The organism is Streptomyces sp. NPDC013455 (assembly GCF_040632975.1).
Lineage (GTDB): Bacteria > Actinomycetota > Actinomycetes > Streptomycetales > Streptomycetaceae > Streptomyces.
In genome coordinates this window covers 384,697-410,463 of sequence record NZ_JBEYCX010000003.1, presented here as the reverse complement: position 1 = coordinate 410,463, position 25,767 = coordinate 384,697, and the positions used below count along the sequence as shown (strand labels likewise).

20 protein-coding genes are annotated in these 25,767 nt (G+C 73.4%); 10 read left to right on the top strand and 10 right to left on the bottom strand.

Translation table 11 applies throughout. The annotated features are described in order from the left end of the window. Positions 1-185 precede the first annotated feature (185 nt). From ABZ576_RS08245 to ABZ576_RS08230, 4 genes are read left to right on the top strand one after another with little or no spacing between them, the layout of a single operon-like run. Entirely contained in the window at positions 186-1,289 is a 1,104-nt protein-coding gene (locus ABZ576_RS08245) for an aliphatic sulfonate ABC transporter substrate-binding protein (protein ID WP_360737389.1), read from the top strand. 12 nt (positions 1,290-1,301) lie between these two features. Next, complete coding sequence (locus ABZ576_RS08240) at positions 1,302-2,105, top strand: ABC transporter ATP-binding protein (RefSeq protein ID WP_360737386.1); 804 nt, start codon at positions 1,302-1,304, stop codon at positions 2,103-2,105. Continuing rightward, entirely contained in the window at positions 2,092-2,976 is an 885-nt protein-coding gene (locus ABZ576_RS08235) for an ABC transporter permease (RefSeq protein WP_360737383.1), read from the top strand. The genes ABZ576_RS08240 and ABZ576_RS08235 overlap by 14 nt, the downstream gene beginning before the upstream one ends. 6 nt (positions 2,977-2,982) lie before the next feature. Continuing rightward, positions 2,983-3,732 carry a sirohydrochlorin chelatase gene (locus ABZ576_RS08230; protein ID WP_360737381.1) on the top strand — a complete coding sequence of 250 codons (750 nt, stop codon included), beginning with the start codon at positions 2,983-2,985 and terminating at the stop codon, positions 3,730-3,732. Between the two features lie 55 nt (positions 3,733-3,787). On the opposite strand, the gene ABZ576_RS08225 is transcribed toward ABZ576_RS08230, so the two are convergent. Both ABZ576_RS08225 and ABZ576_RS08220 read right to left on the bottom strand, forming a co-directional pair. Next, entirely contained in the window at positions 3,788-4,108 is a 321-nt protein-coding gene (locus tag ABZ576_RS08225; protein ID WP_360737378.1) for a hypothetical protein, read from the bottom strand. 923 nt (positions 4,109-5,031) lie between these two features. After that, complete coding sequence (locus tag ABZ576_RS08220) at positions 5,032-6,048, bottom strand: 2-dehydropantoate 2-reductase N-terminal domain-containing protein (RefSeq protein WP_360737375.1); 1,017 nt, start codon at positions 6,046-6,048, stop codon at positions 5,032-5,034. 267 nt (positions 6,049-6,315) lie between these two features. Between ABZ576_RS08220 and ABZ576_RS08215 the strand changes: the two genes are divergently transcribed. Together ABZ576_RS08215 and ABZ576_RS08210 are read left to right on the top strand one after the other, a co-directional pair. After that, a complete protein-coding gene (locus ABZ576_RS08215) occupies positions 6,316-8,559 on the top strand; it encodes an MMPL family transporter (RefSeq protein ID WP_360737373.1) in 2,244 nt (747 codons plus the stop codon). A gap of 104 nt (positions 8,560-8,663) precedes the next feature. Then, complete coding sequence (locus tag ABZ576_RS08210; RefSeq protein WP_360737371.1) at positions 8,664-9,689, top strand: hypothetical protein; 1,026 nt, start codon at positions 8,664-8,666, stop codon at positions 9,687-9,689. A gap of 118 nt (positions 9,690-9,807) precedes the next feature. Here the strand turns inward: ABZ576_RS08210 and ABZ576_RS08205 are convergent, their stop codons facing one another. The 3 genes from ABZ576_RS08205 to ABZ576_RS08195 are packed head-to-tail and all read right to left on the bottom strand — an operon-like array spanning position 9,808 to position 12,856. Continuing rightward, the gene (locus ABZ576_RS08205; protein ID WP_360737369.1) at positions 9,808-11,079 is read right to left on the bottom strand and encodes an extracellular solute-binding protein; all 1,272 of its coding nucleotides are present in this window, start codon (positions 11,077-11,079) and stop codon (positions 9,808-9,810) included. After that, positions 11,079-11,912: a carbohydrate ABC transporter permease gene (locus tag ABZ576_RS08200; RefSeq protein ID WP_360737366.1), complete on the bottom strand. Its 834-nt coding sequence runs from the start codon at positions 11,910-11,912 to the stop codon at positions 11,079-11,081. The genes ABZ576_RS08205 and ABZ576_RS08200 overlap by 1 nt, the downstream gene beginning before the upstream one ends. Continuing rightward, positions 11,909-12,856 (bottom strand): sugar ABC transporter permease, encoded by a 948-nt coding sequence (locus ABZ576_RS08195; protein WP_360737363.1) that lies wholly within the window; start codon positions 12,854-12,856, stop codon positions 11,909-11,911. The genes ABZ576_RS08200 and ABZ576_RS08195 overlap by 4 nt, the downstream gene beginning before the upstream one ends. A 317-nt stretch (positions 12,857-13,173) precedes the next feature. Here ABZ576_RS08195 and ABZ576_RS08190 point away from each other — a divergent pair, with 317 nt between their 5' ends. After that, a complete protein-coding gene (locus ABZ576_RS08190; protein ID WP_360737360.1) occupies positions 13,174-14,037 on the top strand; it encodes an aminoglycoside phosphotransferase family protein in 864 nt (287 codons plus the stop codon). A 106-nt stretch (positions 14,038-14,143) separates the two neighbouring features. On the opposite strand, the gene ABZ576_RS08185 is transcribed toward ABZ576_RS08190, so the two are convergent. After that, complete coding sequence (locus tag ABZ576_RS08185) at positions 14,144-15,106, bottom strand: LysR family transcriptional regulator (protein WP_360737358.1); 963 nt, start codon at positions 15,104-15,106, stop codon at positions 14,144-14,146. A gap of 94 nt (positions 15,107-15,200) precedes the next feature. On the opposite strand from ABZ576_RS08185, the gene ABZ576_RS08180 reads away from it, so the two are divergent. Further along, positions 15,201-16,232: a DMT family transporter gene (locus tag ABZ576_RS08180; protein WP_360737355.1), complete on the top strand. Its 1,032-nt coding sequence runs from the start codon at positions 15,201-15,203 to the stop codon at positions 16,230-16,232. A gap of 35 nt (positions 16,233-16,267) precedes the next feature. Here the strand turns inward: ABZ576_RS08180 and ABZ576_RS08175 are convergent, their stop codons facing one another. The 4 genes from ABZ576_RS08175 to ABZ576_RS08160 all read right to left on the bottom strand — a co-directional run bounded on the left by ABZ576_RS08175 (position 16,268) and on the right by ABZ576_RS08160 (position 20,722). Then, positions 16,268-16,999: a 3'-5' exonuclease gene (locus tag ABZ576_RS08175; RefSeq protein WP_360737352.1), complete on the bottom strand. Its 732-nt coding sequence runs from the start codon at positions 16,997-16,999 to the stop codon at positions 16,268-16,270. Between the two features lie 100 nt (positions 17,000-17,099). Continuing rightward, a complete protein-coding gene (locus ABZ576_RS08170) occupies positions 17,100-18,338 on the bottom strand; it encodes an SAV2148 family HEPN domain-containing protein (protein ID WP_360737349.1) in 1,239 nt (412 codons plus the stop codon). A gap of 116 nt (positions 18,339-18,454) precedes the next feature. After that, positions 18,455-19,858 carry a copper amine oxidase gene (locus ABZ576_RS08165; RefSeq protein ID WP_360737346.1) on the bottom strand — a complete coding sequence of 468 codons (1,404 nt, stop codon included), beginning with the start codon at positions 19,856-19,858 and terminating at the stop codon, positions 18,455-18,457. Positions 19,859-19,912: 54 nt separating this feature from the next. Beyond that, on the bottom strand, positions 19,913-20,722 hold the full coding sequence (locus ABZ576_RS08160; protein ID WP_360737344.1) for a Tat pathway signal sequence domain protein: 810 nt from the start codon (positions 20,720-20,722) through the stop codon (positions 19,913-19,915). 199 nt (positions 20,723-20,921) lie between these two features. Here ABZ576_RS08160 and glgX point away from each other — a divergent pair, with 199 nt between their 5' ends. Together glgX and treY are read left to right on the top strand one after the other, a co-directional pair. After that, positions 20,922-23,033 (top strand): glycogen debranching protein GlgX, encoded by a 2,112-nt coding sequence (glgX, locus tag ABZ576_RS08155; RefSeq protein ID WP_360737342.1) that lies wholly within the window; start codon positions 20,922-20,924, stop codon positions 23,031-23,033. Positions 23,034-23,378: 345 nt separating this feature from the next. Further along, on the top strand, positions 23,379-25,745 hold the full coding sequence (gene treY / locus ABZ576_RS08150; RefSeq protein WP_360737341.1) for a malto-oligosyltrehalose synthase: 2,367 nt from the start codon (positions 23,379-23,381) through the stop codon (positions 25,743-25,745). The last annotated feature ends 22 nt before the right edge of the window (positions 25,746-25,767 follow it).

Here is a 25,767-nt window from a genome sequence, read left to right as displayed (position 1 = left end):
GAGGGCGGCCGCGTCGGCAGCGGCGCCCTCGGCAGCGGGCAGGGCGGGGTCGCGCGATGTGTGTGCTGACGTACGCGCACCGCTCGCGCGCCCACACCCCCCACCGCCGTAGACGAAGACCTGCCGACCTCCCGGCCACGACCTGAGAGACCGTGACCGCCGGGCCTCCGAGAGGAACACCTCCCGTGCCTGCTACATCCGCTCTTCGCCGCACCTTCGCCGTCATCACCGCGCTCCCCCTCCTCACGCTGGCCGCCTGCGGCTACGGCTCCGAGGCCAAGGACGAGAACACCGTCGAGGTCGCCGCCGGCGCCAAGAAGATCGACGGGCTCGACTCCGTGAAGATCGGCTACTTCGGCAACCTGACCCACGCGACGGCGCTGGTCGGCAACCAGAAGGGCTTCTTCCAGAAGGCGCTGGGCGCCACCAAGGCCGACTACCAGGTCTTCAACGCCGGCCCGTCCGAGATCGAGGCGCTGAACTCGGGCTCCATCGACATCGGCTGGATCGGCCCGTCCCCGGCGATCAACGGCTACACCAAGTCCGCCGGCAAGAACCTGCGCATCATCGGCGGTTCGGCGTCCGGCGGCGTGAAGCTGGTCGTCGACCCGAAGAAGATCAAGTCCCTGAAGGACGTCAAGGGCAAGCGGATCGCCACCCCCCAGCTGGGCAACACGCAGGACGTGGCGTTCCTCAACTGGATCGCCGAGCAGGGCTGGAAGGTCGACGCCGAGAGCGGCAAGGGTGACGTGTCCGTCGTCCGCACGGACAACAAGGTGACCCCGGACGCCTACAAGTCCGGCTCCATCGACGGTGCCTGGGTGCCGGAGCCGACCGCGTCCAAGCTGGTCGCCGAGGGCGCCAAGGTGCTGCTGGACGAGTCCTCCCTGTGGCCCGACAAGAAGTTCGTGATCACGAACATCATCGTGTCGCAGAAGTTCCTGAAGGATCACCCGAAGGCCGTCGAGGCGGTCCTGAAGGCGTCGGTCGAGACCAACAAGTGGATCAACGCCAACCCGGACGAGGCGAAGGCCGCCGCGAACAGGCAGCTGGGTCTCGACTCCGGCAAGGAGCTGCCGGCCGACGTCCTGGACCCGGCGTGGGAGTCCATCCAGATCACCGACGACCCGCTGGCCGCGACCCTCAACACCGAGGCGCAGCACGCCGTCAAGGCCGGCCTGCTGGAGAACCCGAAGCTGGACGGCATCTATGACCTCACCCTCCTGAACAAGGTCCTCGCGGCCGCGGGTGGCACGTCCGTCAGCGACGCCGGGCTCGGCGCCGAGTAAGTCCGACAGCCGATGAGTTCCCAGGAGGTGACGACCATGGCCACGACCCTCGCCCAGGCCGCCGAGTCGGTCGAGCACGCGGCGCGTATCGAACACGTCTCGAAGTCCTTCGCGACCCCGGGCGGGCAGCAGCTCGTCCTCGACGACATCAGCCTCGATGTCGCACCCGGCGAGTTCGTCACCCTCCTGGGGGCCTCGGGCTGCGGCAAGTCGACGCTGTTGAACCTGGTGGCGGGGCTGGACCAGCCCTCCGCCGGCAGCATCACGACCGACGGGCGTCCGGCCCTGATGTTCCAGGAGCACGCCCTGTTCCCGTGGCTGACCGCGGGCAAGAACATAGAACTCGCCCTGAAGCTCAGGGGGGTTCCCAAGAGCGAGCGCCGCGAGCGCGCCGAGCAGCTGCTCGAACTGGTGCGGCTGCAGGGCTCGTACGGCAAGCGGGTGCACGAGCTGTCCGGCGGTATGCGGCAGCGGGTGGCAATGGCCCGGGCGCTCGCGCAGGACAGCCAGCTGCTGCTGATGGACGAGCCGTTCGCGGCGCTGGACGCGATCACCCGTGACGTGCTGCACGACGAACTGACCCGGATCTGGGCGGAGACGGGCCTGTCCGTCCTGTTCGTCACGCACAACGTGCGCGAGGCGGTACGGCTCGCCCAGCGGGTGGTGCTGCTGTCCTCCCGCCCGGGCCGGGTGGCCCGCGAGTGGGAGGTGGACATTCCGCAGCCGCGGCGCATCGAGGACGCGCCGGTCGCCGAACTGTCCCTCGAGATCACCGAAGTACTGCGTGGGGAGATCCGGCGTCATGGCCAGCACTGAGACGAAGACCGTCACGGACACGGGGAGCGTCGAGGCGGGCCTGGACGCCCTGGAGACCTCCGCCACCGGACGTACGCCGTTCCGGCAGACGTTCACCAGCAAGATCCTGCCGCCGGTCGTCGCCACCGTCGTGGTGCTGGTCGCGTGGCAGGCGCTGATCACCTTCAAGGTCGTCGACGATCCGACGAAGCTGCCGTCCCCGGCCGAGGTCGGCGACGAGTTCAAGCGCGCCTGGCTCGAGGGCAGGCTGCTGGACTACATCTGGACCAGCGTCTCGCGCGGTCTGCTGGGCTTCCTGTTCTCGCTGGCCATCGGCACCCCGCTCGGACTGCTGGTGGCCCGGGTGAAGTTCGTGCGCGCCGCCATCGGCCCGGTGCTGTCCGGCCTCCAGTCGCTGCCGTCGGTGGCGTGGGTCCCGCCGGCGGTGCTCTGGCTCGGTCTGAACAACTCGATGATGTACGCGGTGATCCTGCTCGGCGCCGTGCCGTCCATCGCCAACGGCCTGGTCTCCGGCATCGACCAGGTGCCACCGCTGTACCTGCGGGCGGGCCGCACCATGGGGGCGACCGGTGTGAAGGGCGCCCTGCACATCGTCCTGCCCGCCTCGCTGCCGGGCTATCTGGCCGGGCTGAAGCAGGGCTGGGCGTTCTCCTGGCGCTCGCTGATGGCCGCGGAGATCATCGCTTCCTCACCGGACCTGGGCATCGGGCTGGGCGCCCTGCTCGAAAACGGCCGCAACGCCAGCTCCATGCCCATGATCTTCGAGGCCATCCTGCTCATCCTGTTCGTCGGCATCGCCATCGACCTGCTGATCTTCAGTCCCCTGGAGCGGCGGGTGCTGCGCAGCCGCGGCCTGCTGGTGAAGAGCTGACGTCCCGTGCACAGCAAGCCGGTCCGCCCCGTCCTCGTGGTCGTCGCCCACGGCAGCCGTGACCCGCGGCACGCCGCGACCGTGCACGCCCTCGTGGAGCGGGTACGGTCGCTGCGGCCGGGGCTGCGCGTGGAGACCGGCTTCCTGGACTTCAACGTCCCCTCGGTGAGCGGGGTGCTGGAGTCGCTGGCGGCGGAGGGCGTGCGGGACGTCGTCGCCCTGCCGCTGCTGCTCACCCGCGCGTTCCACGCCAAGGCCGACATCCCGGCCGTGCTGCGGGAGGCGCCGGCCCGGCTGCGGATCCGGCGGGCGGACGTGCTCGGCCCGTCCCCGCTGCTGCTGTCCGCGCTGGAACGGCGCCTGTACGAGGCGGGGTTGACGCCCGCCGACAAGTCCTCGACCGGAGTCGTGCTGGCCTCGGCGGGGTCCTCCGACCCGGAGGCGATCGCAGTGATCGCCGACATCGCGCGGGAGTGGTGGCACACCGGTTGGTGCGCCGTGCGGCCTGCGTTCGCCTCCGCATCCCTTCCGCGCACCGAGGACGCGGTGCGCGAGCTGCGGCGGCTCGGCTGCGAGCGGGTCGCCGTGGCGCCGTACGTCCTGGCCCCCGGCTTCCTGCCGGACCGCATCGCGCGCGGCGCGGCCGGGGCGGACGTCCTGGCCGACGTGCTGGGCCCGGCACCGGAGGTGGCCCGGGTGCTGCTGGAGCGGTACGACGCGGCCCGCAGGCCGGTACTGGCCGCGCTGGGCGCCTGACGGCCGGGGGCGGCCCCGTGGCACCGGGACCCCGTGGCGGCGGGGCCCCGGCCGGTCACAGGCCGAGGGCGTTGGTGAGCTGCTGGGTGAAGACGAGGCTGCCGGTGCCGGCCGCCGCGCCGATGGCGACCGCCTCCAGCGCGGAGCGGATCCGGCCCCGGTTCGGCGGCAGACCGTCCTCGGCGGACTCCTCGAACTGGGCCTGGATGATCTCGCCCTGCCGTACGAGGTGCGGGTACTCGGCCTGCAGGGCCTCGGTGAGCCGGTCCGCGAGCTGCATGAGGGTCGCCAGGTCCGGGGTGTGGTGGTTCTGGACGTGGTGGTGGTCGCCGAAGTCGGCCGGACCGCTGACGTGTCCGAAGTTGTAGGTGCTCATGGCCTGTCCTAGCTTTCGGGCCGACGGCTCACGTCCTGGCCGGAGGAGCCGACGGATGGCTGGGGGTTGGGGCTTCGGCGCGGGCGGTCCGACCCCGCGGGTGCGGGGCCGCCCCGGACGTCCGGGCCGCCGTGGGGTCCAGGCCCCTGCCGCCCGCCCGGGAAGAGCGTCCCGTACGCGCCGAAGTTGCTGGGGCCGCTGACGTTACCGATGGTCCACGTCGGCGTGTCGATGACTTGTACGGCCCTGTCCGGAGGGCTGGTGTCGATGTGGTGGTCGCACGGGAACCGTTCCGTGGCCGGCCGTTCGCGGCGGCGGTCGCACCGGCGCCGAGAGGGCCGAAAATCGCCACCCATCCGAGTGAACGGTGTCCGTTGACCAGCCCCCGGAGTCCGCCGGGGAAGGCGAAGGGGGCGGCCGTCCGGAGGCGGGCGAGCCGGCGGTCGAGGCCCTCGCGGCGGCGGACGGCCACGCGCGCGTGGCGGGATCGGGCGACGACGCCGATACCGTCGTTCCGTCGGAGGGCGTTTCGCCGGTCGCCGGTGAGGACCCGGCCGGCGTACGGGGCCGAGTCGTCGTCGAGGTGCGCGGAGGCGCTCGGGCGCCGGGTCACTCCGTCGTCGCGGTACTGCGGCGATGACGGTGATGGTCTGCCGGTCACACTCATCCGTCCGTTCCCCTCGGGCCTTCAGCGCGCTTCACCCTAGGGACAACCTCGCGGATTTGTCGCGTGGTTCGGTGAGGCGTGGTGCCGGGGGCGAGTGTGTGGTAAAGGCCGCCGCGGTCCGGCGCTCCCCTGTGGCGTCGGACCGCGGTGGCTCTTCTCTCTGCGCCGGTCGGTGCCGCCGTGTCACACGCGGGGTGCGCCCGGTCTCGCACAGGGGCGTTTATCGGCCACTTTCCTTCCGCGCTGCCGCGAGGGCTCAACCACCGTGCCGTACGGCCTCGTCGGCGAGCCGGACCAGGTCGGCGACCGGCAGCGAGCCGGCCGCCCGGCGTTCCCGCGCGAACCGGTTGGCGAGGCGTCGCAGCAGGTCGTTCAGCGGGGTCGCCACCCCGTGCAGCCGGCCGAGCAGGACGATCTCGCCGTTGAGGTAGTCCGCCTCGATGGTGCCGGTGCCCCGGACGAGGGACTGCCAGGAGGAGCCGCCGCCGCGCGGGGTGCCGTCGAGCGGGACGAGGGTGACCTTGTCGCCGCGCGCCGCCCGCTGTTCCGCCACGCTCGCCCAGGGAATGCCGGCGGCGTCCAGCACGGCCTCCCCTTCGGCGCGGACGCGCGCGAGCAGGGCCTGGGCCTCCTCGCTCGCCACGGGTCCGCCGACCGCTTCGAGGGCGTTGCCGAGGTTGTCGAGCAGCTTGGCGTACTGCCAGCGCGCGACGTCGGGCACGACCGGCGCCTCGAAGCGGGCGTCCGCGAGGTCGGCGGCGATCCGGCGGGCGGTGTCGTCGGTGCCGTGCGGGGTGCGGCCGAGGTGGAGGACGCCGGTGAGCGGGGTGCCGGCGGCGGAGACGACACCGGGTTCCACGAAGGTGGAGGGCAGCCAGACGCAGACGCCGTACACGTGCCGGAAGCGGCGCAGTGCGAGCCGGTTGCTCTCGACGCCGTTCTGGAGGCAGACCAGCGGCAGGAGTCCGGCCGCCGTACCGCCGCCGGCGACGGGGACGTCGGCCCAGGTCTCCAGCGCGGCCACGGTGTCCTGGGTCTTCACGGCGAGGACGAGGACGTCGTCGGCGCGCAGCTCGCCGAGCGGTCCGGGTCCGTCCACGGCGGGCAGCCGGTGCGTCGACTCGCCGTCGGGAACGCGCAGCCGCAGCCCGTGCTCGCGGAGGGCGGCCAGGTGCCGGCCGCGGGCGACCAGGACGACCTCGCGCCCGGCCTGGGCCAGCCGGCCGCCGACGGTGCCGCCGACCGCTCCGGCCCCGATGATGATGTAGCGCATGCCGAGAGCCTCGCACACACGTCGGACCGCGCCCTACCCGGACTTACGCCGGTGACGTGGTCGGCGAGGCCGCGCGACCCTGAGCCGTGCCCCCGAGAACCGGCGGTAGATGTAAGGGGCCGCCGTCCTCCCCGGCGGTGATCCGTGCGCCGCGCACTTCACCGGCCAGTACGACGAGTTGCCTTTATCCGGCCCATACCGTCGATGACGAGAGCGCGGAGGTGACGGCAGGTGGCCGGCACCGCACACGAGGGGGGCAGACCCGTCATGGGGAACACACAGGTGCGGACACGGGGGCTGGCCGCCCGTGCCGGCGGCTGGAGCGCCCGGCACCGCTGGGCGGCCGTCGGCATATGGGTGCTGTTCGTCGTCCTGGCGATGGGGCTCGGCTCGGCGGCGGGCCGGGTCGACGTCGACCAGAGCGACCAGCTCAAGGGCGAGACGCACACCGCCGCCACAATCATCGACGACGCCGGGATCGAGGAGCCGGCCTCGGAGACCGTCCTGATCCAGGCGAAGGACGGCTCGGTGAAGGCCACCGACGGCGCGTTCCGGGCGGCCGTCGCCGACGTCGTGGAGGCGGTGCAGGGCACGGGCGAGGTCACCGGCGTGACCTCGCCGTACGACACGCACACCGTGTCGCGCGACGGCCGCAGCGCGCTGGTCCGGTTCGACCTGCGCGGTGACGCCGAGACGTCCGCCGACCGGATCGAGCCGGTACTGGAGGCCGTCGCCGGGGTGCAGGAGGAGCACGACGCCGTGCGGATCGAGGAGATCGGCGGCGCCAGCATGCAGAAGCAGTACGCGGACGCCTTCGGCGACGACTTCCGGCAGGCCGAGTACTCGGCGGTGCCGGTGGCCCTCGGCATCCTGCTGATCGCGTTCGGCGCGCTGGTGGCCGCGCTGCTGCCGGTGGCCCTCGCGATCACCGCGATCATGGCGACGATGGGCCTGATGGGCCTGGTCAGCCATCTCCAGCCGATGAGCGACACCGCCAACTCCGTGATGCTGCTGGTCGGTATGGCCGTCGGCGTCGACTACTGCCTGTTCTACCTGCGCCGTGAACGCGAGGAGCGGGAGGCCGGCCGGGACGCGGACACCGCGCTGCGGATCGCCGCCGCGACCAGCGGCCGGGCGGTCATCGTCTCCGGTGTCACGGTGTGCGTGGCGATGGCGGGCATGCTGTTCACCGGGCTCGCCGAGTTCGAGGCGATGGGCCTGGCCTCGCTGATGGTGGTGGCGGTCGCCATGGTCGGGTCGGTGACCGTGCTGCCCGCGCTGCTCTCCCTGCTCGGCCGGCGGGTCGAGAAGGGCCGCATCCCGTTCCTTGGCCGCCGCCGGCGCAACGGGAACGGGGACAGCCGGTTCTGGTCGGCCGTGCTGCGGGGCGTGCTGGCCCGGCCGCTGGTCTCGGCCGTCGTCGCGGGCGGTGCGCTGCTCGCGGTCGCCGCGCCGGCGCTCGGCATGAAGACCCAGCAGCTCACGCTGGACCAGGAGTTCGGCGACTCGCTGCCCATGGTGCAGACGTACAACCGCGTCAACGACGCCTTCCCGGGCGGCAGCGAGCCGGCCCAGGTCGTCGTCAAGGCCAGGGACATCAACGCCCCCGAGGTGCGGCAGGCGCTGGCCGGCTTCAGGCAGCGGGCGATCGCCTCGGGCGCTTCGCGCGGCCCGGTCGACGTCAAGCTGTACGACGCCCAGAACGTCGCCCTGGTCTCTGTACCGCTGGTCGGCGGGTCCGACATGGACCAGGCGACGAGGAGCCTGGAGAAGCTGCGTGACGAGGTGCGGCCCGCCACGCTCGGGAAGGTCGCCGGGGTGCAGGCGCCGGTGACCGGTCAGGTCGCGGGCAACCACGACTTCAACGACCAGTTGATGGGCTCGGTCGTCCCGGTCTTCGTGTTCGTGGTCGTCTTCGCCTTCCTGCTGATGCTGCTGTCGTTCCGCTCGCTGACCGTCGCGATCACGTCGATCGTGCTCAACCTGCTGTCGGTGGCCGCCGCGTACGGCATCCTCGTCGCCGTCTTCCAGCACGGCTGGGGGGCCTCGCTGGTGGGCGCGGAGGGCGTCGGCGCGGTCGTCACCTGGCTGCCGCTGTTCCTCTTCGTGATCCTGTTCGGGCTGTCCATGGACTACCACGTGTTCGTGGTCTCCCGGATCCGCGAGGCCCGGATGCGCGGCCGTACGACCAAGGACGCGATCCGGCACGGCGTGGTCACCACGGCCGGGGTCGTCACCAGCGCCGCGGTCATCATGGTCGCCGTGTTCGCCATCTTCGGCACCCTGTCGATGCAGTCCATGAAGCAGATGGGTGTGGGCCTGGCCGCCGCGGTCCTCATCGACGCCACGGTGATCCGCGGGGTGCTGCTCCCGGCGGTGATGGCGCTGCTCGGCGAGCGCAACTGGTACCTGCCGAGGTGGCTGCACCGGCTGCCGGACCTCACGCACGACGAGGCGCCGGAGGCGGGCACGGCGCCGGTGCCGGACCGGGGCGAGCGGCTGACTGTCTGATTCCGCCCGTTGACACGGGGTCTGCCGGATCCGGAGGGAACCGGCAGGCCCCGTCCGCGCTCTCGATGTCCGGACGGACACGTTCGACACGGGGGAGGAAACAGATGGACAGACGGAATCTGCTGCGGGGCGCGCTGGCCGTGCCGGCCGCCGGGCTGCTGAGCGCGGCGCCGGCGCACGCGGCGGGTGAGCGGGCGGCGGCCCAGCGGGCGGTGGGCGCGGACGCGGCGGGCGAGGGCGCGGACGCGGCGGGCACGGCGGCGCCGCCCGCGTTCGACGTGCTCGTCGGAGACGTGGTCTCGGGGCGGATCTTCCTCTTCGGCCGCAACCGGCCCTTCACCGACGCCAACATCAAGTGGCAGCTCAATCCGGTGGGTTCGGGCGCTCCGCTGGAGCACCGGTTCCGCGACACGAGCGGTGACGGGCAGGTCCTGCTCGCCGTGACCGGCACCCCGAACAGCGGGACGGCGAGCATCTACCGGCGCCGGGACAAGAAGCTGCTGTGGTCCGCGAACATCCCCAACTACCCGCACGCCATCGAACGGGCCCGGGGCACCGGCGTGGTCGTGGTCGCGGGCCGCAGCAAGGGACCGGGCGGCGGCGAGGCCAAGGGCGGCAGCCTGCACGTGTTCCGGCCGACGGACGGCCACAGCGGCTCACTGGTCCGCGCGGGCGCCCCGATCCCCTTCCCGCAGGCGCACGGTCTGCTGTGGGACCCGCGACTGGAGCGGATGTGGGCGGCGGGCGGCTCGGTGCTGAGGGCCTACCGGATCGTGACGACGGCGAGTTCGGCCCGGCTGGTGGAGGACACCGACCGCCGGCTCACCGGCTTCCACCACCCGCACGACCTCCAGCCGGACCACCAGCACCCGGGCCGGCTCCTGGTGACCGACACCAACGGCGTCTACGCGGTCGACAAGGCGACGATGAAGCGGACGACCCTGCACACCCGCAGGCTGGTCAAGTCGTACGTGCACCACTCCTCCGGCGAGCAGATGTGGACGGGTGCGGTGGCGGGCGGCAACGCCTTCGGCACGAAGTACGTCCACTTCAACGTGAGCGGGGTGCCCCGGGCCCGGGAGGGGGCCGTGATCTACAAGGCCCGGCTCGACACCACGGCCTACCTCTGACGGCCGCCCACGGCCGGTCCCGGCGGGCGGTTCGGCCTCGACGAGGCCGGCCGCCCGCCGGGTGCCGCCCTCCCCGGCCGTCTCCGCCCGGATCGCCCCCAGCCGGCGCGCGCCCCGGTCAGCGCTGGTAGCGGGCCAGGACCAGGTTGCCGTCCCGCTCCAGGCGTTCCCGCAGCTGCCGGAGGCCGATGGAGCCGCTGTAGTACTCCTGGAACGCCGGAGTGGCCACCTTGTCCTTCCACTCCGGGTAGCCGCGCACGGACTGGGCGGGCGCGGGCCGGAGGTGGGCGGCCAGGGCGGTGCCGGTGGCCCAGCCGTACCGGTCGGTGTGCAGGGCGGGGTCCCGCAGGGCCCGGGTGCCGGTGGGCAGCATCCAGTCGCCGAGGGCGAGGCGGACCATGTGCGGCGGCCGGAGCAGGAAGTCGATGAACGCGACCGCCTCTTTCTTGTGCGGGCAGTCGGCGGAGACGGACAGGGTCTGCGGGCTGACGCCCTGGGTGAGCCCGTCGGCGCCCGCCGGGGCCGGCAGCACCTCCCAGCGGAAGCCTTCCGGGGCCTGCTGCACGATCTGCTGGCGGTAGGAGAAGCCGAGCGGGACCATCGCGTACCGGCCGCCGAAGAAGCCGGGCAGGGTGTCCGAGCCGCCGCTGCCGAGGGTCGAGGCGGGCACGCTGCGGTCGGTGGCGATCTGGTCGTGGACGGTGCGGGGCACGACCGCGTCGCCGTCGGTGAAGCGCACGGTCACCTTGCCGTCCGCGCCCCGGTGGAAGAGCCGTCCGCCCGCCGACAGCGAGAGGTTGAGCGTGGCGGAGACGGGCTCCTTCAGCGGCCAGGCCACGCCGTACCCGCCGGGCCCGCCGAGCCGCTTGGCCGCCTGGCGGAACTCCGGCCAGCTCCAGGGGTGTCCGGGCGTCGGCCGGCGCACCTTCGCCGCCCGCAGCCGGTCGGAGTTCGCGATCAGCACCCGGGGCTCCTGGAGGAACGGCACACCGTACACACCGCGCCCGAACGTGACCGTGTCCCAGCTGCCGCGCGGGATGTCCGATCTCAGCCGGGGCGGCAGGAGTGCGCCCAGGTCGGCGAGGTAACCGCCGTAGGCGAAGTCGGCGAGGTCGTCGGACGCGTCGTGGACGACGTCCGGAGCCTCCCCGCCCTCGAAGGCGGTGAGCAGCTGGTCGTGCACGCTGTCCCAGCTGCCCTGCACGTACTCGACGCGGACGTCCGGGTGGGTCGCGTTCCACTGCCGGACCAGCTCCCTGGTGGCGGCGACGGACTCCCGCTGCCAGGCCAGGGACTGGAAGCGCAGGACGACCGGGCCGCCGCGGTGGCCCGGTGCCGAGCAGCCTGCGAGGAGCAGGAGGACCACGAGTGCCTTGGCCAGGACGCGCATCAGTTCTTCACCGCCCCGGCGAGCAGGCCGCTGGTGATCCGCCGCTGGACGAGGGCGAAAAGGGCCACGGAGGGGAGGGTGGCGAGGAACGCGGCGGCGGCCAGCGGGCCGAGGTCGGCCACGCCCTCCGCGCCGATGAAGTGGGTGAGGACGACCGGGAGGGTCTGTTTGTCCGGGCTCTTGAGCAGCACCAGCGCGAAGAAGAACTCGTTCCACGCGGTGACGAACGCGAACAGGGCCGTCGCCGCGATGCCGGGGGCGAGCAGCGGTGCCGTCACCGACACGAGCGTCCTCAGGCGCCCGGCTCCGTCGACGGCGGCTGCCTCCTCCAGCTCGGCGGGCACCGCCCGGACATGCCCGGCGAGCATCCACAGCGCGAACGGCAGCGCCCACACCACGTACACCAGCACCAGACCGGCCAGGGAGTCGATCAGCCGCAGGTTCTTCAGCACCAGGAACAGCGGGATGATCACCAGCACGAACGGGAACGCCTGGCTGACCACCACCCACCCGATGGCGGCGCGGGCCAGCCGGGTGCGGTGCCGGGCCATGACGTAGGCCATCGGGGTGGCGATCGTCACGGCGACGACGGCGGTCACCAGCGCCACCAGCAGCGAGTTGACGGCGGCGTGCGCCAGGGGCTGCTCCGCGAAGGCCTGCCGGACGTTGGCCAGGGTGGGCCGGCGCGGGATCCAGGCGGGGTGCGGACTGCCGAGCTCACGCGGCGCCTTGAGCGCGGTGGACAGCAGCCACAGCAGCGGGAAGGACAGGAAGGCGAGATAGGCCAGCAGGGCGGCGTACTGGCCGGCACGGGCCGCGGGGCGGGTCCTCACGCGTCCTCACCGCCCCGCAGCCGGCCGGCCAGGAACACCGCGAGCAGGACCGAGACCACCGCGACCAGCACGCAGCCCATGGCCGCCGCGTAGCCGAACTGGCCGTAGCGGAACGCCTCCTCGTACGCGAACAGCATGGGCAGCCGGGTCCTGCCGCCGGGCCCGCCGCTGGTCAGCACGTACACCAGGGCGAAGGAGTTGACGTTCCAGATCAGGTTGAGGGCGGTGATCGCCAGGGCCACCGGTCTGAGGGCGGGCCAGGTGACCGTGCGGAACCGGCGCCAGGCGCCGGCGCCGTCCACGGCGGCCGCCTCGTGCAGTTCGCGCGGGGTGTTCTGCAGGCCGGCGAGCAGGGCGACGGTGGTCTGCGGCATCCCCGCCCAGACGCCGACGACGATGACGGCGGGCAGGGCGGTGGCCAGGCCGCTCAGCCAGTCCCGGCCCCCGCCCAGGCCCAGGTCGCGCAGGGTCTCGTTGAGGACGCCGGCGTCCGGGTTGTAGACCAGGCGCCACATGATGCCGACGACGACCTCCGGCATGGCCCACGGGACGATCGCGAGCGCGCGGGCGAGCCAGCGCAGCCGTAACCGCTGGTCGAGCAGGAGGGCCAGGCCGAGCGACAGCAGGAACTGGGGCACGGTGACACCGGCCGCCCACACCAGCCCGATCCGGAACGACTCCCAGAACAGCGTGTCGTGCAGCAGGTCGCGGAAGTTCAGGGCGCCGATCCACCGGGTGGCCGCCGTCCGGCCGGACTGCGCGTCGGTGAACGCCAGCAGGATGCCGTACAGCAGCGGGCCGGCGCTGAGCAGGAGGATCGGGATCAGGGCGGGCAGGACCAGGAACCAGGCGCCGCGACCGGAGACGCGTCCGGCCGGCCGTCGTGCCTCGGCCACGGATGCCACGGAATCAGCCCCTTTGCCAGGTCTGGTTGGCGTGTCCATGGTCGTGAAGGGCGCGGACCGCGTCAAGGTACCGCGCACAAGGCCCCGACCTGTGCGAATGCGAGACTGTCCGCGGACCGCACACGCACGGCACGGGACGCACGGCAGAGGCGCACGGCCCGGACGCGCGGCCCGGACCCACGGCACCGGGCGCGCGGCCCGGACGTGTGGCCCGGACCGACGGCGCTGGACGGACGGCACCGGACGAACGGCACCGGACGAACGGCACCGGACGTACGGCACCGGTTGTGCGGCACCGGGTGACCGGCACCCGGACGAGGACGAACGGCACCGGACGAACGACACGGAGGCGGACGATGGACGAGGCACGGGCGCGGGACGTACTGGCCGCGGCGCGGGTGCTGCCCGGTTCGGCGCGGGACGCGCGGCTCCTCGCTCTCGGCGAGAACGCCGTCTTCGCGGCCGGCGACCTGGTGGTCAAGGTCGGCCGGGACGCCGAGCTGCTGGGACGCGCCCGGCGCGAGCTGGACATCGCCGGCTGGCTGGAGGAGGCCGGCGTCCCCGCCGTGCGGGCGGCCGAGCTCAAGCCGCTGCTGGTCGAGGGACACCCGGTGACGGTGTGGCACCGGCTGCCCGAGCCGGTACGGCCGGCCGAGCCCCGGGATCTCGCCGGGCTGCTGCGGATCGTGCACGCGCTTCCCGCGCCGCCCTTCGCATTGCCGCCCCGTGAGCTGCTGGGCGGTGTGGAGCGCTGGCTGCGGCTCGCGGGGGACGCGATCGACCCCGAGGACGCGGCCTATCTGCGGGCTCGCCGGGACGGCTTCGCGACGGCCGCGGCCGCGCTGGCGCCGCGGCTGGCACCGGGGCCGATCCACGGGGACGCGCTGCCCCGCAACGTGCACGTCGGCCCCGACGGCCCGGTCCTGGTCGACCTGGAGACCTTCTCCGCCGACCTGCGCGAGCACGACCTGGTGGTCATGGCCCTCTCCCGCGACCGCTACGGCCTGCCCGCCGCCGTCTACGACTCCTTCACCGAGTCCTACGGCTGGGACGTACGCGAGTGGGAGGGCTGCACCGTCCTGCGCGGCGCCCGAGAGACGGCCAGCTGTGCCTGGGTCGCCCAGCACGCGCCCGCCAACCCCCAGGCGCTGGCCGAGTTCGAACGCCGGGTGCGGTCCCTCCGGGAGGGTGACGAGACGGTCCGCTGGTATCCGTTCTGACGACCGCACCGGCCGGCGGCCCGCACGGGCGCCCGGGCCGGCCACCGGCGCCCCGCCGGCCGTCGCCGGCCGCACCCCGCGCCCCGGCGTGCGGGGCGTGGGCACGTCAGCCGGTGGGGCGGGGCCCGGGGGCCGTCCGGCCGGGCGGGGCGGATGCCGGTGCCCCGGTGTCCCTGCCGCGGATCGTGCGCGCCGCGGTGCGCAGTTCGGCGAGGACGGTGCGGACGGCGGCGCGGGCCGTGCGCTCGGGCCGGCAGAGCACGTCGATGTGGCGGGTTGCCTGGACGCCGCTGAGCGGGCGGAGGACCAGAGCCGGGTGCGGGCGCATGGTCCAGCGCGGCATCAGCGCGATGCCGCCCCCCGCGGCGACCGCCTCGGCCACCACCGCGAACTCGTTGATGCGGTGGGCCAGACGGAGCCGCCGGCCGGCCGCCGCGGCGATGGCCTCGATGGTGGCCATCACCGGGAACCCGTCGTGCACGGTGATCCACGGCTGGTCGGCGACATCACGCGGTGTCACCCGCCGCCTGGCCGCGAGCGGGTGCCCGGCCGGCATCGCCACGTCGAGCGGCTCGCGCAGCAGGGTCGTCACGGTCACCGTCCGCGGCCAGGGCGGGGCGTGGTCCAGGCGGTGGGCGAGGACCAGGTCGTAGCCGCGGGTCAGCCGGGGGAAGTCCTCCTGCGGCACGTCCTCGTCGGCGAGCGACACCGTCGGCGCGTCCGGCCCGGCGAGGCCGCGCAGCAGCAACGGGAAGAAGGCCGCGCCCGCGCTGTGGAACGCCGCCACCGACACCTCGCCGCCCGGCCTGCCGACGAACGCCTCGACCGCGTGCCGGGCCCGGGCCAGCGCCGACTCCACCTCCACCGCCGCGTCCGCCAACGCCTGCCCGGCGTCGGTGAGGACCAAGCGCCGCCCGAGCCGTTCGGTGAGCGGCACGGGGACGGAGCGCTGGAGCAGCCGCAACTGCTGCGAGATCGCCGACGGCGTCACCAGCAGCGCCTCGGCGACCGCGGTGACACTGCCCAGCTCGCCCAGCTCCCGCAGGATCCTCAGCTGCCGTTCGTCCATCGGGTCAGTCTAGGCCGACGATGTAGCACCGCTAAAAGATCGTTTAAGAAGGTGGTGCTGGGCTTCAGACACGTCGGCAGTGCACCGTGGGCGGGTGACCGACGCCCGCCGTACCGACGCGGTACTCCTTCTCGTCGCGCTCGTCTGGGGTTCCAGCTACCTCTCCGCCCAGACGGCCGCGGCCGCCCTGCCCGTCCTCCTCGTGCTGTTCGCGCGCTACGCGCTCTCCGCGCTGCCCTGCCTGGCCCTCGTCGCGGCCCACGGCGGACCGCGCGGCTGGACCCGGGCCGAAGTCCGCGCGGGGCTGCCGCTCGGGGTCACCCAGGCCGCGGTCCTGGTCGTGGAGACGTACGGCGTCGCCCACACCACGGCCGCCAACGCGGGGCTGATCATCAGCCTCACCATCGTGCTCACCCCGCTCCTGGACCGGACCGGCCGGCAGGGCGGCCCGCCACCCGCCTTCCTCGCCGCGGCCGGCGTCTGCGTCCTGGCCGTCGGTCTGCTCATGTCCGGCAACGGCTTCCACGCGCCGCGCCTCGGCGACCTGCTCATGCTCGCCGCGGCCGGCGTGCGGGCGGCACACGTCGCCCTCGTCGGGCGGCTCACCGCGGGCCGGGCGATCCGCCCGCTGCACCTGACGACGGTGCAGACCCTGGTCGGCACGGCGCTGTTCCTCCTCCCCGCCGCCCGCGACCTCCCCGCACTGGCCCGTGCCGACGCGGCGACCTGGGCCCAGCTGGTCTATCTCGCCCTTTTCAGCAGCGTGTTCGCCTTCCTCGCCCAGACCTGGGCGGTGCAGCGCACCTCCGCGAGCCGGGCCAGCCTGCTGCTCGGCACCGAGCCCGTCTGGGCCGCGGCGGTGGGCATCGCCCTCGGCGGCGAACACCTCACGCCGCTCACCGCCCTGGGCGCGGCCCTGATGGTGGCCGGCACCTACTGGGGCCAGGCCGTGGAGCGCGCCCACCGGACCGCCCGCGCCGCCGCCGGCCCCCAGACCACCGGCAAAGCCCGTCCGTTCGCGCAGGCGCCGTCCCCCGGGAGCGACGAAGGCGATGACAGCGGCGGAGGCGGCGGAAGCAGCGGGGAAGACGCCGTGCGCCGGCCCACGACGCTCACCGGCGGCTGATCCTCACGCGCCCCGCGCCGGCCCGGCCGCCCGCCTCAGACCTTCCCCTGCGCCACGTCCGCGAGTTCGCGCAGCGGCCACACCCCGTCGACCACCGCGTCGGTGTCCCCCTTGCGGCGCAGGAAGGCCTGGAAGTCCGCCGCCCACTCGGCGTACCACTCGATCTGCCGGCGGTGCAGCTCCGCCGGACCGAGGGCCGCGACCTTGGGGTGGCGGCCGGCTATCGCGGCGGCGAGGCGGGCCGCGGCGAGCGCGTCGGCGGTGGCGTCGTGCGCGGCGTCGAGGGCTATGCCGTACTCGGCGCAGACCGCTTCCAGATTGCGTTTGCCGCGGCGGTAGCGGTCGACCCGGCGGTCGATGGTGTACGGGTCGATCACCGGAGCGGGCGGGGCGCCGCCCAGCCGCTCGGTCAGGGACGGCAGCCCGTGGCGGCGCAGCTCGGCCGAGAGCAGCGTGAGGTCGAAGGCCGCGTTGTACGCCACGACCGGGACGCCCGCCGTCCAGTAGGAGGCGAGGACGTCCGCGATGGCGTCGGCCACCCGGTCGGCGGGGCTGCCCTCGGCCGCCGCGCGTTCGTTGCTGATGCCGTGGACCGCCACCGCGTCGGCCGGGATCTCCACGCCCGGATCGGCCAGCCATTCCCGGCGCCCCAGGGGCTCGCCCGCCCTGACCTCGATCACAGCACCCGTGACGATGCGCGCCTCGCGCGGATCGGTCCCGGTCGTCTCCAGGTCGAAGCCGATCAGCAGCTCCCGGTGCCAGCCCATGGGTGGTCCCCCTTCTTGTGGTGCTTTCCCCCAGTGGCCTCCACCATCGCACGCGGCACTGACAACGCGAGGTCGGCATTCCGCTTCCCCGCGCGGACGTTCAGGACACCGGTCGCGAATCCGCCCAAGCCAACTCGAATTCCTCGCGGTATGTCGGGAAGAGCCCTGCTTCCGCCGCATCGTCCGACTTGACCAGCTTGCTGCCGTTGCGGAGTACCAGGACCGGTGACTCCATCCCGCGCGCCCCGCGCAGGTAGGACTGCACCACGGCGACGCCGTCGGCACCGTCGCCGTCCACCAGGTAGGCGGTGAAGCGGGGCGTCTCGTCGTACACCTGGATTTCGAAGGCGCCGGGGTCGCGCAGCCGGGACCGCACCCGGCGCATGTGCAGGATGTTCATCTCCACCGAGCGGCTCAGCTCGCCCCGTTTCATCCCCAGTTCGCGTTCCCGGCGCTTGACCGAGCTGGAGGCGGGGTTGAGGAAGAGCAGCCGCACCCGGCAGCCGGACTCGGCGAGCCGGACCATGCGCCGCCCGGAGAAGTTCTGCACCAGCAGGTTCAGACCGATGCCGATGGCGTCGAGCCGGCGGGCGCCGTCGAAGATGTCCTCGGCGGGGAACTGGCGCAGCAGCCGGACCCGGTCGGGGTGGACGGCGACGACGTCGGCGTACCGGTCGCCGACGAGGTCCTCGACCGCGTCGACCGGCAGCCGGCGCGCCGAGGGCACGTCACCGCCCGCACCGAGCATCTCCAGCAGCCGGGCCGAGGCCCGCTCGGCCTGCCCGAGGACCGCCTCGGACAGTGCCCGGTTGCGGGAGACGACGTTGCGGGTCACCTCCAGCTCGTCCAGGGCGAGTTCGAGGTCGCGGCGCTCGTCGAAGTACGGCTCGAAGCACGGCCAGTGCTGCACCACCAGCTCGCGCAGCTGGGGCAGGGTGAGGAAGCTCAGCACATTGTCGTCGGCCGGGTCGAGCAGGTAGCCCTTGCGGCGGCTGACCTCGCGGACGGCGACCGCGCGCTGCACCCACTCCTGCCCGGCCGGACCTGCCGCGGCCACCACCCACTCGTCGCCGTGGACGGGTTCGTAGACGGGCCGCAGCACGGCGGCCACGACCGCGCGCAGCCGCTGCTCGACGAGGTTCAGCCAGATGTAGGCCCGGCCGGCCCGCTGGGCGCGGGTGCGTACCTCGCGCCAGGCGTCGGCGTCCCAGTCCAGCTCCGGGCCGATGGACCCGGCGTCCATCGGCCGGGCCAGGGACACCGCGCCGGGCGGGACGTCTGTGGAGTTCCCCTCGTGACCCTCGTCACCAGGAGGCAGCTCCAGCCCTCCCGAGCCCACCCGTGCACCGCCTTCCGCCACCCCGGGCCTTCCCCGTCTCAACGATCAAGGAAGGGTACTCCGCGAGCGGTCGGCGGTGCAGCCGGATGGACAGGTCGGTTTGCCGGCCGCTCGGCTCAACTACGCCATTCCCAGTGTCCGTTCTGCCATGCGAGATCCTTGGGAGTGAGCGGATTCATAGCCGTGACGTCCCGCGGGGCGATGGAGAAGCCCTGCCAGTGCACGGGCATGGGCTGCTGGTCCTCGTCCCGGGCGATGTGGTGGAAGCCGACGTTCATCCAGACCACCGGGTGGGTGAGGGTCTGGCCGCCCACCCACTTCTCGACGGACTTCGGGTGACCGGCCGCGCACGTGAGGTTCCTGCTCGCGAACAGCTCGCACGGGTCGTACTGGGTCACGTACACGTCGTGCCGGGTGAACCCGCGGCCCGGGTACCGGGTGGTGGGACCGGGGACCAGCTCGTACGAACGGGCGTGCCCGTCCTTGTTCTTGCCGGTCGCGCTGACCACCCGCCACCAGCGGTAGGCCTTGTGGTCGTCCGCGAACTCCTTGGCGACCTTGGTGCGGGTGGTCCGGGCGGTCGGGCCCTCCTGCCGGCGGGCGGGGGCGCTGACGGTCGAGTCGTACCGTTCCACCTTCGTCCGGGACGATCCGTCGAGGCCGAAGTCGAGCCGCCAGAAGACGTTGTGACTGTGGCTGGTCGCGTAGTCCTTGGCGCCCTTGCCGATGGGCCAGCCCCGGCCGTCCCGGGCGTTGTAGTCCCCCCAGGAGAGGCTGCCGGTCGCGCCGACGTTCATGGTGACGGTGCCGTCGTCCTGGAAGCGCCACTCGGTGATGTACTCGTACCAGCCCACCTGGTTGACCGTGTACACCAGGAGGTCCCTGCCCTGCTGCTGATGGACCTTCTCGGTCGCGTAGTCGTGCATGCGGTAGGCGTGGCCGCGCGAACGGGTGGTCGTGCACAGGCCCTTGACGTCCCGGGGGCGCGGGTCCCCGTCCGGTACCCGGACGGTCTTGATGGTGCCGCCGGGGCACTCGCCGGGCGTGAGCGGCTGGAGGTCCTGGCCGAAGGTCTCGCCCGTCAGGTCGTAGTACTCGTGCCTGCCGTCGTCGTAGGGGACGTGGATCTGGCCGAGTCTCGCGCTGTTGAGCACCTTGATCGGCTTGGCCTCGCCCTTGGGCCGGTAGGAGACGTTCTCCAGGACGAGGCCGGCCCTGCCGTCGTAGTGCCAGCACATGCGCCAGGTCGTGCCGGTGGAGAGCTTCTGCTCGATCGTGTAGGCGGCGCTGCATCCGGGGGCGGCCGCGGGGGCGGCGGTCTGCGGGCGGGCCGCCGCCGGGCCGGCGGCCAGCGTCGCGCCGGCGGCGAGCGCGGCGAGCGCGGCCAGGGCCAGTCCCCCGGCCGCCGCCTTGCGGGTCGCACGGCCGACGGCCGTCGTGGCGCGGGCGGTACGGCCGGTGGCCGGCGTCGGGTGGGCGGCTCGCGGGCGGGCGCCGCCGGGCAGGTACGTGTCGGGCATGAAGAGATGGCTCCCTTTGCCGGAGGTACGGGTGTGAGAGGCGGGCGGCGGCCGTCAGCCGCGGTCCAGGGCGGCCACCTCGCGCGCGCTGAGGTCGATCACCAGGTCCCTGGTGTCGATCCACGGCCCGTTCCTGACCTTGGAGAACAGCCGCACGCAGCGGTGCACGCCGCAGGCGTCGAGCACCGCTGGCTGGGCTCCCGGCGCGGCCAGGTAGCTCCCGCCGCTCAGCGTCAGCTGGTCCGGGGCGGTGAGCTTCGTGCCGGTGGCGTCCTCGTAGTCCGCTCTGAGGCCCGCGCCGAGCGGGTCGGCGATCAGGATCCGGGCCGCCTCGGCGGTCTCGGCGCGGCTCGGCGGCGGCTGGACACCGCGCTGGGTGCCGGTCCGCTCGACCTTGCCGCTTCTCAGGTCGACGACTTTCGTGACGAGGGTGTCGGTCTCGTAGTCGTAGAAGGTCATGTCGGCCCGGCGCGGCGCGTCCGGGTCGTCGGCCTGGCCGGCCTCCGGTTCGGCGAGGTCGACGCCGAGCCGCTGCGGCCCGCGCTCCCCCGCGACGTCCCGGCCCGTGGCCGAAAGTCGTCCGGCCGCGGCGATCTCCCCGACCCGCCGGATCTCGTCGTCGGTGAGCGGATCGCGGCCGGTTCCTTCCCGGTGCTCCGCGGGCGGCCGCTCCACGACACCGGGCGGTACGGCGTCCGGGCCCGGCCCGGCCTGCCGCGCGGCCCGCGTACCGCCGCCGCCCGTGGAGTCGTCCGCGCCCGCGGTGCCGGGCAGGGTGACCGCGGCCATGGCGGCGGTCCCCGCCGCCGCGAGGGCCGCGGCGGTCAGTACCTTGCCCAGATGACGGTGGACTGTCTCGCGCACATCTTCCCCCTACTCCCCCCTGGTCCCCGGGAGTACGTGTATGCCCCGCGTGTTCGGCGCACGGCGGGTACCAGAACCGCCGTGCGCACTGGTCACCGGATAAGAGGGCGGGTGAGCCACGGGAGGTTGCCTCACTTTCGGACGAGACTCGGGGCCAACGCGGCCCCGGGCGGACGGCACACCTGGGAGAGTCGTATCCATGCAGGTCTGGCCTGGAGAGGCGTATCCGCTCGGCGCCACCTATGACGGCGCCGGAACCAACTTCGCGGTCTTCACGGAGGCCGCGGACCGAGTAGAGCTGTGTCTGCTGCACGACGACGGCTCGGAGACGGCGGTGGAACTGCGCGAGAGCGACGCGTTCGTGCGGCACGCGTACCTGCCGGGCGTGATGCCCGGACAGCGGTACGGGTTCCGGGTGCACGGCCCGTACGACCCCGGGCGGGGGCTGCGCTGCAATTCGGCGAAGCTGCTGCTCGACCCGTACGCGAAGGCGATCAGCGGGTCGGTCCGCTGGGGCGAGGAGGTCTACGGCTACCACTTCGGCGCCCCGGACGAGCGCAACGACCTGGACTCGGCGCCGCACACCATGACGTCGGTGGTGATCAACCCGTACTTCGACTGGGGCGACGACCGGCCGCCGCGTACCGAGTACCACCACACGGTGATCTACGAGGCGCACGTCAAGGGTCTGACCATGCGCCACCCGGGGCTCCCCGAGGAGCTGCGGGGCACCTACGCGGCACTCGCCCACCCGGCGGTCATCGAGCACCTGACCAAGCTCGGTGTGACGGCCCTGGAGCTGATGCCCGTGCACCAGTTCGTGAACGACCACCGGCTGGCCGACATGGGGCTGAGCAACTACTGGGGCTACAACACCATCGGCTTCTTCGCCCCGCACAACGCGTACGCCTCCTGGGGCGACCGCGGCCAGCAGGTGCTGGAGTTCAAGTCGGCGGTCCGGGCGCTGCACGAGGCCGGGATCGAGGTGATCCTGGACGTCGTCTACAACCACACCGCGGAGGGCAACCACCTGGGCCCGACGCTGTCCTTCAAGGGCATCGACAACCCCTCGTACTACCGGCTCACGGACGATCCGCGCTACTACATGGACACCACGGGCACCGGGAACTCGCTGCTCATGCGGTCCCCGCACGTGCTCCAGCTGATCATGGACTCGTTGCGGTACTGGGTCACCGAGATGCACGTCGACGGGTTCCGCTTCGACCTGGCGGCCACCCTGGCCCGGCAGTTCCACGAGGTGGACCGGCTGTCGTCGTTCTTCGACCTGGTGCAGCAGGATCCGGTGGTGTCCCAGGTGAAGCTGATCGCCGAGCCGTGGGACGTCGGCGAGGGCGGCTACCAGGTGGGCAACTTCCCGCCGCTGTGGACCGAGTGGAACGGCAAGTACCGGGACACGGTCCGGGACCTGTGGCGGGGGGAGCCGCGGGCGCTCGCCGAGTTCGCCTCCCGGCTGACCGGTTCCTCGGACCTCTACCAGGACGACGGCCGCCGCCCGCTGGCCTCCATCAACTTCGTCACCTGCCACGACGGTTTCACCCTGCACGACCTGGTGTCCTACAACGACAAGCACAACGAGGCCAACGGCGAGGACAACCGGGACGGCGAGAGCCACAACCGGTCCTGGAACTGCGGCGCGGAGGGCGACACCGACGACCCGGAGGTCCTCGGGCTGCGCGCCCGGCAGATGCGCAACTTCATCGCCACGCTGATGCTCTCCCAGGGTGTGCCGATGATCAGCCACGGCGACGAGTTCGCCCGCACCCAGCGCGGCAACAACAACGCCTACTGCCAGGACAACGAGGTGTCCTGGGTGGACTGGCCGGAGTCGCTGGAGAGCGACCTGCTGGAGTTCACGCGCGCGATGGTGTGGCTGCGCCGCGACCACCCGGTCCTCCGCCGGCGCCGCTTCTTCCACGGCCGGCCCGTCGAGGGCACGCACGACGAGCTGTCCGACATCGCCTGGTTCACCCCGGACGGCCGTGAGATGACCCAGCAGGACTGGAACTCGGCGCAGGCGTCCGCGCTGACGGTGTTCCTGAACGGCAACGCCATCTCCGAACCCGGCCCGCGCGGGGAACGCGTCTTCGACGACTCCTTCCTGCTGATGTTCAACGCCTCGCCCGGTCCGCTGGACTTCCTGGTGCCGGTCGACCACGGGCGGCAGTGGCAGGTGGTGGTCGACACCGCCCGCCCGGAGGGGGTGCCACCGGGCACGGGCCCGAAGGTCGCGGCCGGCGACCGCATCACCCTGCCGGACCGCAGCCTGACGGTGCTCCAGCGGCCCGCGTAGCCGGGGGCGGGGCCGGCGCGGCGGGCGGGGCGCGCCGACGGGTGGCGTCCCGCCAGGGGGCCGGGTGTCCCGTGCGCGCGCGTGGTGCGCCTCGCGGGGCACCGGGTGCCCGCACGGGCGGCCCCCGGGCGCGTGCCCGCGCGCGGGCAGTCGTGCGGGCCGTTTCCCGGGCGGGTGCCGCCGTACGGGTGTCCTCGCGCGCCCGGTCCCCCTGGTCCGGGTGCTCGCGGGGGCCGCTCGTACGGGCGACGAGCGCCGTGCCCGTCGCCCGGACCCGGGCAGCCGCGCGTGGGCCGGACGGAGGCGGATGACACGAAAGACGGCGAGCGGGGTACGTAGGTTCCCATGACTTCTGCGCGCCCCGGACCGGCAGTGCCCACGGCCACCTACCGGCTGCAGCTCCAGCCGGCGTTCCCGTTCGCCGCCGCCGCGGCGGCCGTACCGTACCTGGCGTCGCTCGGCGTCTCGCACCTGCACCTGTCCCCGGTCCTGGAGTCCGTACCGGGCTCCGCGCACGGCTACGACGTGGTGGACCCCACGCGCGTGCGGGAGGAACTGGGCGGCGAGGAGGGGCTGCGCGCGCTGGCGTGGACCGCGCGGGAGCACGGTCTCGGCCTGGTGGCGGACATCGTGCCGAACCACATGGCGATGACGCCCCGGTACAACCCCGCCCTGTGGGAGGTGCTGCGGGACGGGCCCGGTTCGCCGTACGCGCGCTGGTTCGACATCGACTGGGAGGCGCAGGGCGGGCGGGTGCTGCTGCCGGTGCTCGGCGGCCCGGTCGGCTCCGAGCTGGCGCACCTGACGGTCGACGGCGACGTGCTGCGCTACCACGAGCACGCCTTCCCGCTCCGCCCGGGCACCGGGCACCTGCCGCTGCCGGAGCTGCTGGACGCCCAGTGGTACCGGCCGGTGTGGTGGCGGCTGGCCCGCACCGAGCTGAACTACCGGCGCTTCTTCAGCATCTCGGAGCTGATCGGGGTGCGCGTCGAGGACCCGGAGGTGTTCGACGCCACCCATGCCAAGATCCTGGGGCTGCTGGCGGAGGGCGTGATCGACGGGCTGCGGGTGGACCACCCCGACGGGCTCGCCGATCCCGACGGCTACCTCGCGCGGCTGCACGAGGCGACCGGCGGGCGCTGGACGGTCGTGGAGAAGATCCTGGCCGGGGACGAGCGTCTGCCGGCCTCCTGGCCGGTCGCGGGCACCACGGGCTACGACGCTCTGCGGCACGTCGACGGCCTGTTCACGGACCGCACCGGCGCCTACGAACTGCTGGGCCGGTACCGGGCGTTCGCGGCGCCGCAGACGGACCGGGGAGGCAACTGGGAGGCCACGGTCCGGCGGGCCGCCTACAAGGTGCTCACCCACGAACTGGCCACCGAGACCGACCGGCTCACCCGGGTGGCCGCCCGGCTGTGCGCCGGCTCACCGGACCTGTCGCTGCGCGACCGGGCCCCCTGGGCGCTGCGTACGGCCGTGGAGGAGCTGCTGGTCCGGCTGCGCGTGTACCGGCCCTACGCCTCCCAGGACGCCTCGGCCGTGATCACCGAGGAGGCCGCCGAGGAGGCCCGGCTGGCCTTCGTGGTGCCGGAGGAGGCCGAGGCCGTCGGCATCGTGCGCCGGCTGCTGGTGGAGCCGCCCGGGGACACGGCGCCGGACCGCGCCGACCGGGTGGAGTTCCGCACCCGGTTCGCGCAGACCGCGTCGGCGCTGCGCGCCAAGTCGGTGGAGGACACGGCGTTCTACCGCTACGTGCCGCTGCTGTCGGCGGCCGAGGTGGGCGGCGATCCGGGCAGCCCGGGCGTGTCCCCGGAGGACTTCCACGCGTTCTGCGCGCGCGTGCAGCGCGACTGGCCGCTCACCGGCACGGTCGTCTCCACGCACGACACCAAGCGCAGCGCGGACGTGCGCGCCGCGCTGGCCGTGCTCACCGAGTGCCCGGACCGCTGGGCCAAGGTGCTCGCCGAGGTGACCACGGCGGAGGAGGGCGTGCCGGACGGGCAGCTGGCCTGGGCCGCCTGGCAGACGGTGTTCGGACTGGGCCCGGCGGAGGAGGACCGGGTCCGGCAGGCGTTGCTGAAGCACGTGCGCGAGGCGGGCATGTACACCAGCTGGACGGAGCAGGAGCCGCCGTACGAGGAAGCGGTGGCGGCCTTCGTCACGGCCGGGCCGTGCGGGCCGTCCGGCGAGCGGGTGGCCTCGTTCCGCAAGGCGCTGGAGCCGCACGTGCGGGCCAACGTGCTCGGCACGGCGCTGGTGCACCTGACGATGCCCGGGGTGCCGGACGTGTACCAGGGCACGGAGGGCGAGTACCGGGCGCTGGTGGATCCGGACAACCGGCGGCCGGTCCGGTTCCCCCCGCCGGCGCCCGGCGAAAAGGACGCGCTGACCGCGGCGGCGCTGCGGCTGCGCGCCCGGCGGCCGGGCGCCTTCGGCGCGGGCGCGTCCTACGAGCCGCTGACCGCCGAGGGACCGGCGGCCGAGCACTGTCTGGCGTTCACGCGCTCCGGCGAGGTGGTCACGGCGGTGACCCGGCTGTCGCTGCGGCTGGCGGAGGCGGGCGGCTGGCGGGAGACGCTGCTGCCGCTGCCGCCCGGCCGGTGGACGGACGTCCTCGCCCCGGGGCGGTCGTTCAGCGGCCACGCGCGCGTGGCGGACCTCCTGGGCGAACTGCCGGTGGCCCTGCTGGAGCGGTCCGGGGAGGACTGAGCGGGGCCGAGGGGCGGCCCGG

Excerpts from the sequence above, each read along its gene's own strand:
- ABZ576_RS08195 (WP_360737363.1), bottom strand. The coding sequence starts at position 12,856 with ATGGACACGCCAACCAGACCTGGCAAAGGGGCTGATTCCGTGGCATCC.
- ABZ576_RS08210 (WP_360737371.1), top strand. The coding sequence starts at position 8,664 with ATGGACAGACGGAATCTGCTGCGGGGCGCGCTGGCCGTGCCGGCCGCC.
- glgX (WP_360737342.1), top strand. The coding sequence starts at position 20,922 with ATGCAGGTCTGGCCTGGAGAGGCGTATCCGCTCGGCGCCACCTATGAC.
- treY (WP_360737341.1), top strand. The coding sequence starts at position 23,379 with ATGACTTCTGCGCGCCCCGGACCGGCAGTGCCCACGGCCACCTACCGG.
- ABZ576_RS08225 (WP_360737378.1), bottom strand. The coding sequence starts at position 4,108 with ATGAGCACCTACAACTTCGGACACGTCAGCGGTCCGGCCGACTTCGGC.
- ABZ576_RS08240 (WP_360737386.1), top strand. The coding sequence starts at position 1,302 with ATGAGTTCCCAGGAGGTGACGACCATGGCCACGACCCTCGCCCAGGCC.
- ABZ576_RS08205 (WP_360737369.1), bottom strand. The coding sequence starts at position 11,079 with ATGCGCGTCCTGGCCAAGGCACTCGTGGTCCTCCTGCTCCTCGCAGGC.
- ABZ576_RS08165 (WP_360737346.1), bottom strand. The coding sequence starts at position 19,858 with ATGCCCGACACGTACCTGCCCGGCGGCGCCCGCCCGCGAGCCGCCCAC.
- ABZ576_RS08190 (WP_360737360.1), top strand. The coding sequence starts at position 13,174 with ATGGACGAGGCACGGGCGCGGGACGTACTGGCCGCGGCGCGGGTGCTG.
- ABZ576_RS08235 (WP_360737383.1), top strand. The coding sequence starts at position 2,092 with ATGGCCAGCACTGAGACGAAGACCGTCACGGACACGGGGAGCGTCGAG.
- ABZ576_RS08185 (WP_360737358.1), bottom strand. The coding sequence starts at position 15,106 with ATGGACGAACGGCAGCTGAGGATCCTGCGGGAGCTGGGCGAGCTGGGC.
- ABZ576_RS08220 (WP_360737375.1), bottom strand. The coding sequence starts at position 6,048 with ATGCGCTACATCATCATCGGGGCCGGAGCGGTCGGCGGCACCGTCGGC.
- ABZ576_RS08175 (WP_360737352.1), bottom strand. The coding sequence starts at position 16,999 with ATGGGCTGGCACCGGGAGCTGCTGATCGGCTTCGACCTGGAGACGACC.
- ABZ576_RS08215 (WP_360737373.1), top strand. The coding sequence starts at position 6,316 with ATGGGGAACACACAGGTGCGGACACGGGGGCTGGCCGCCCGTGCCGGC.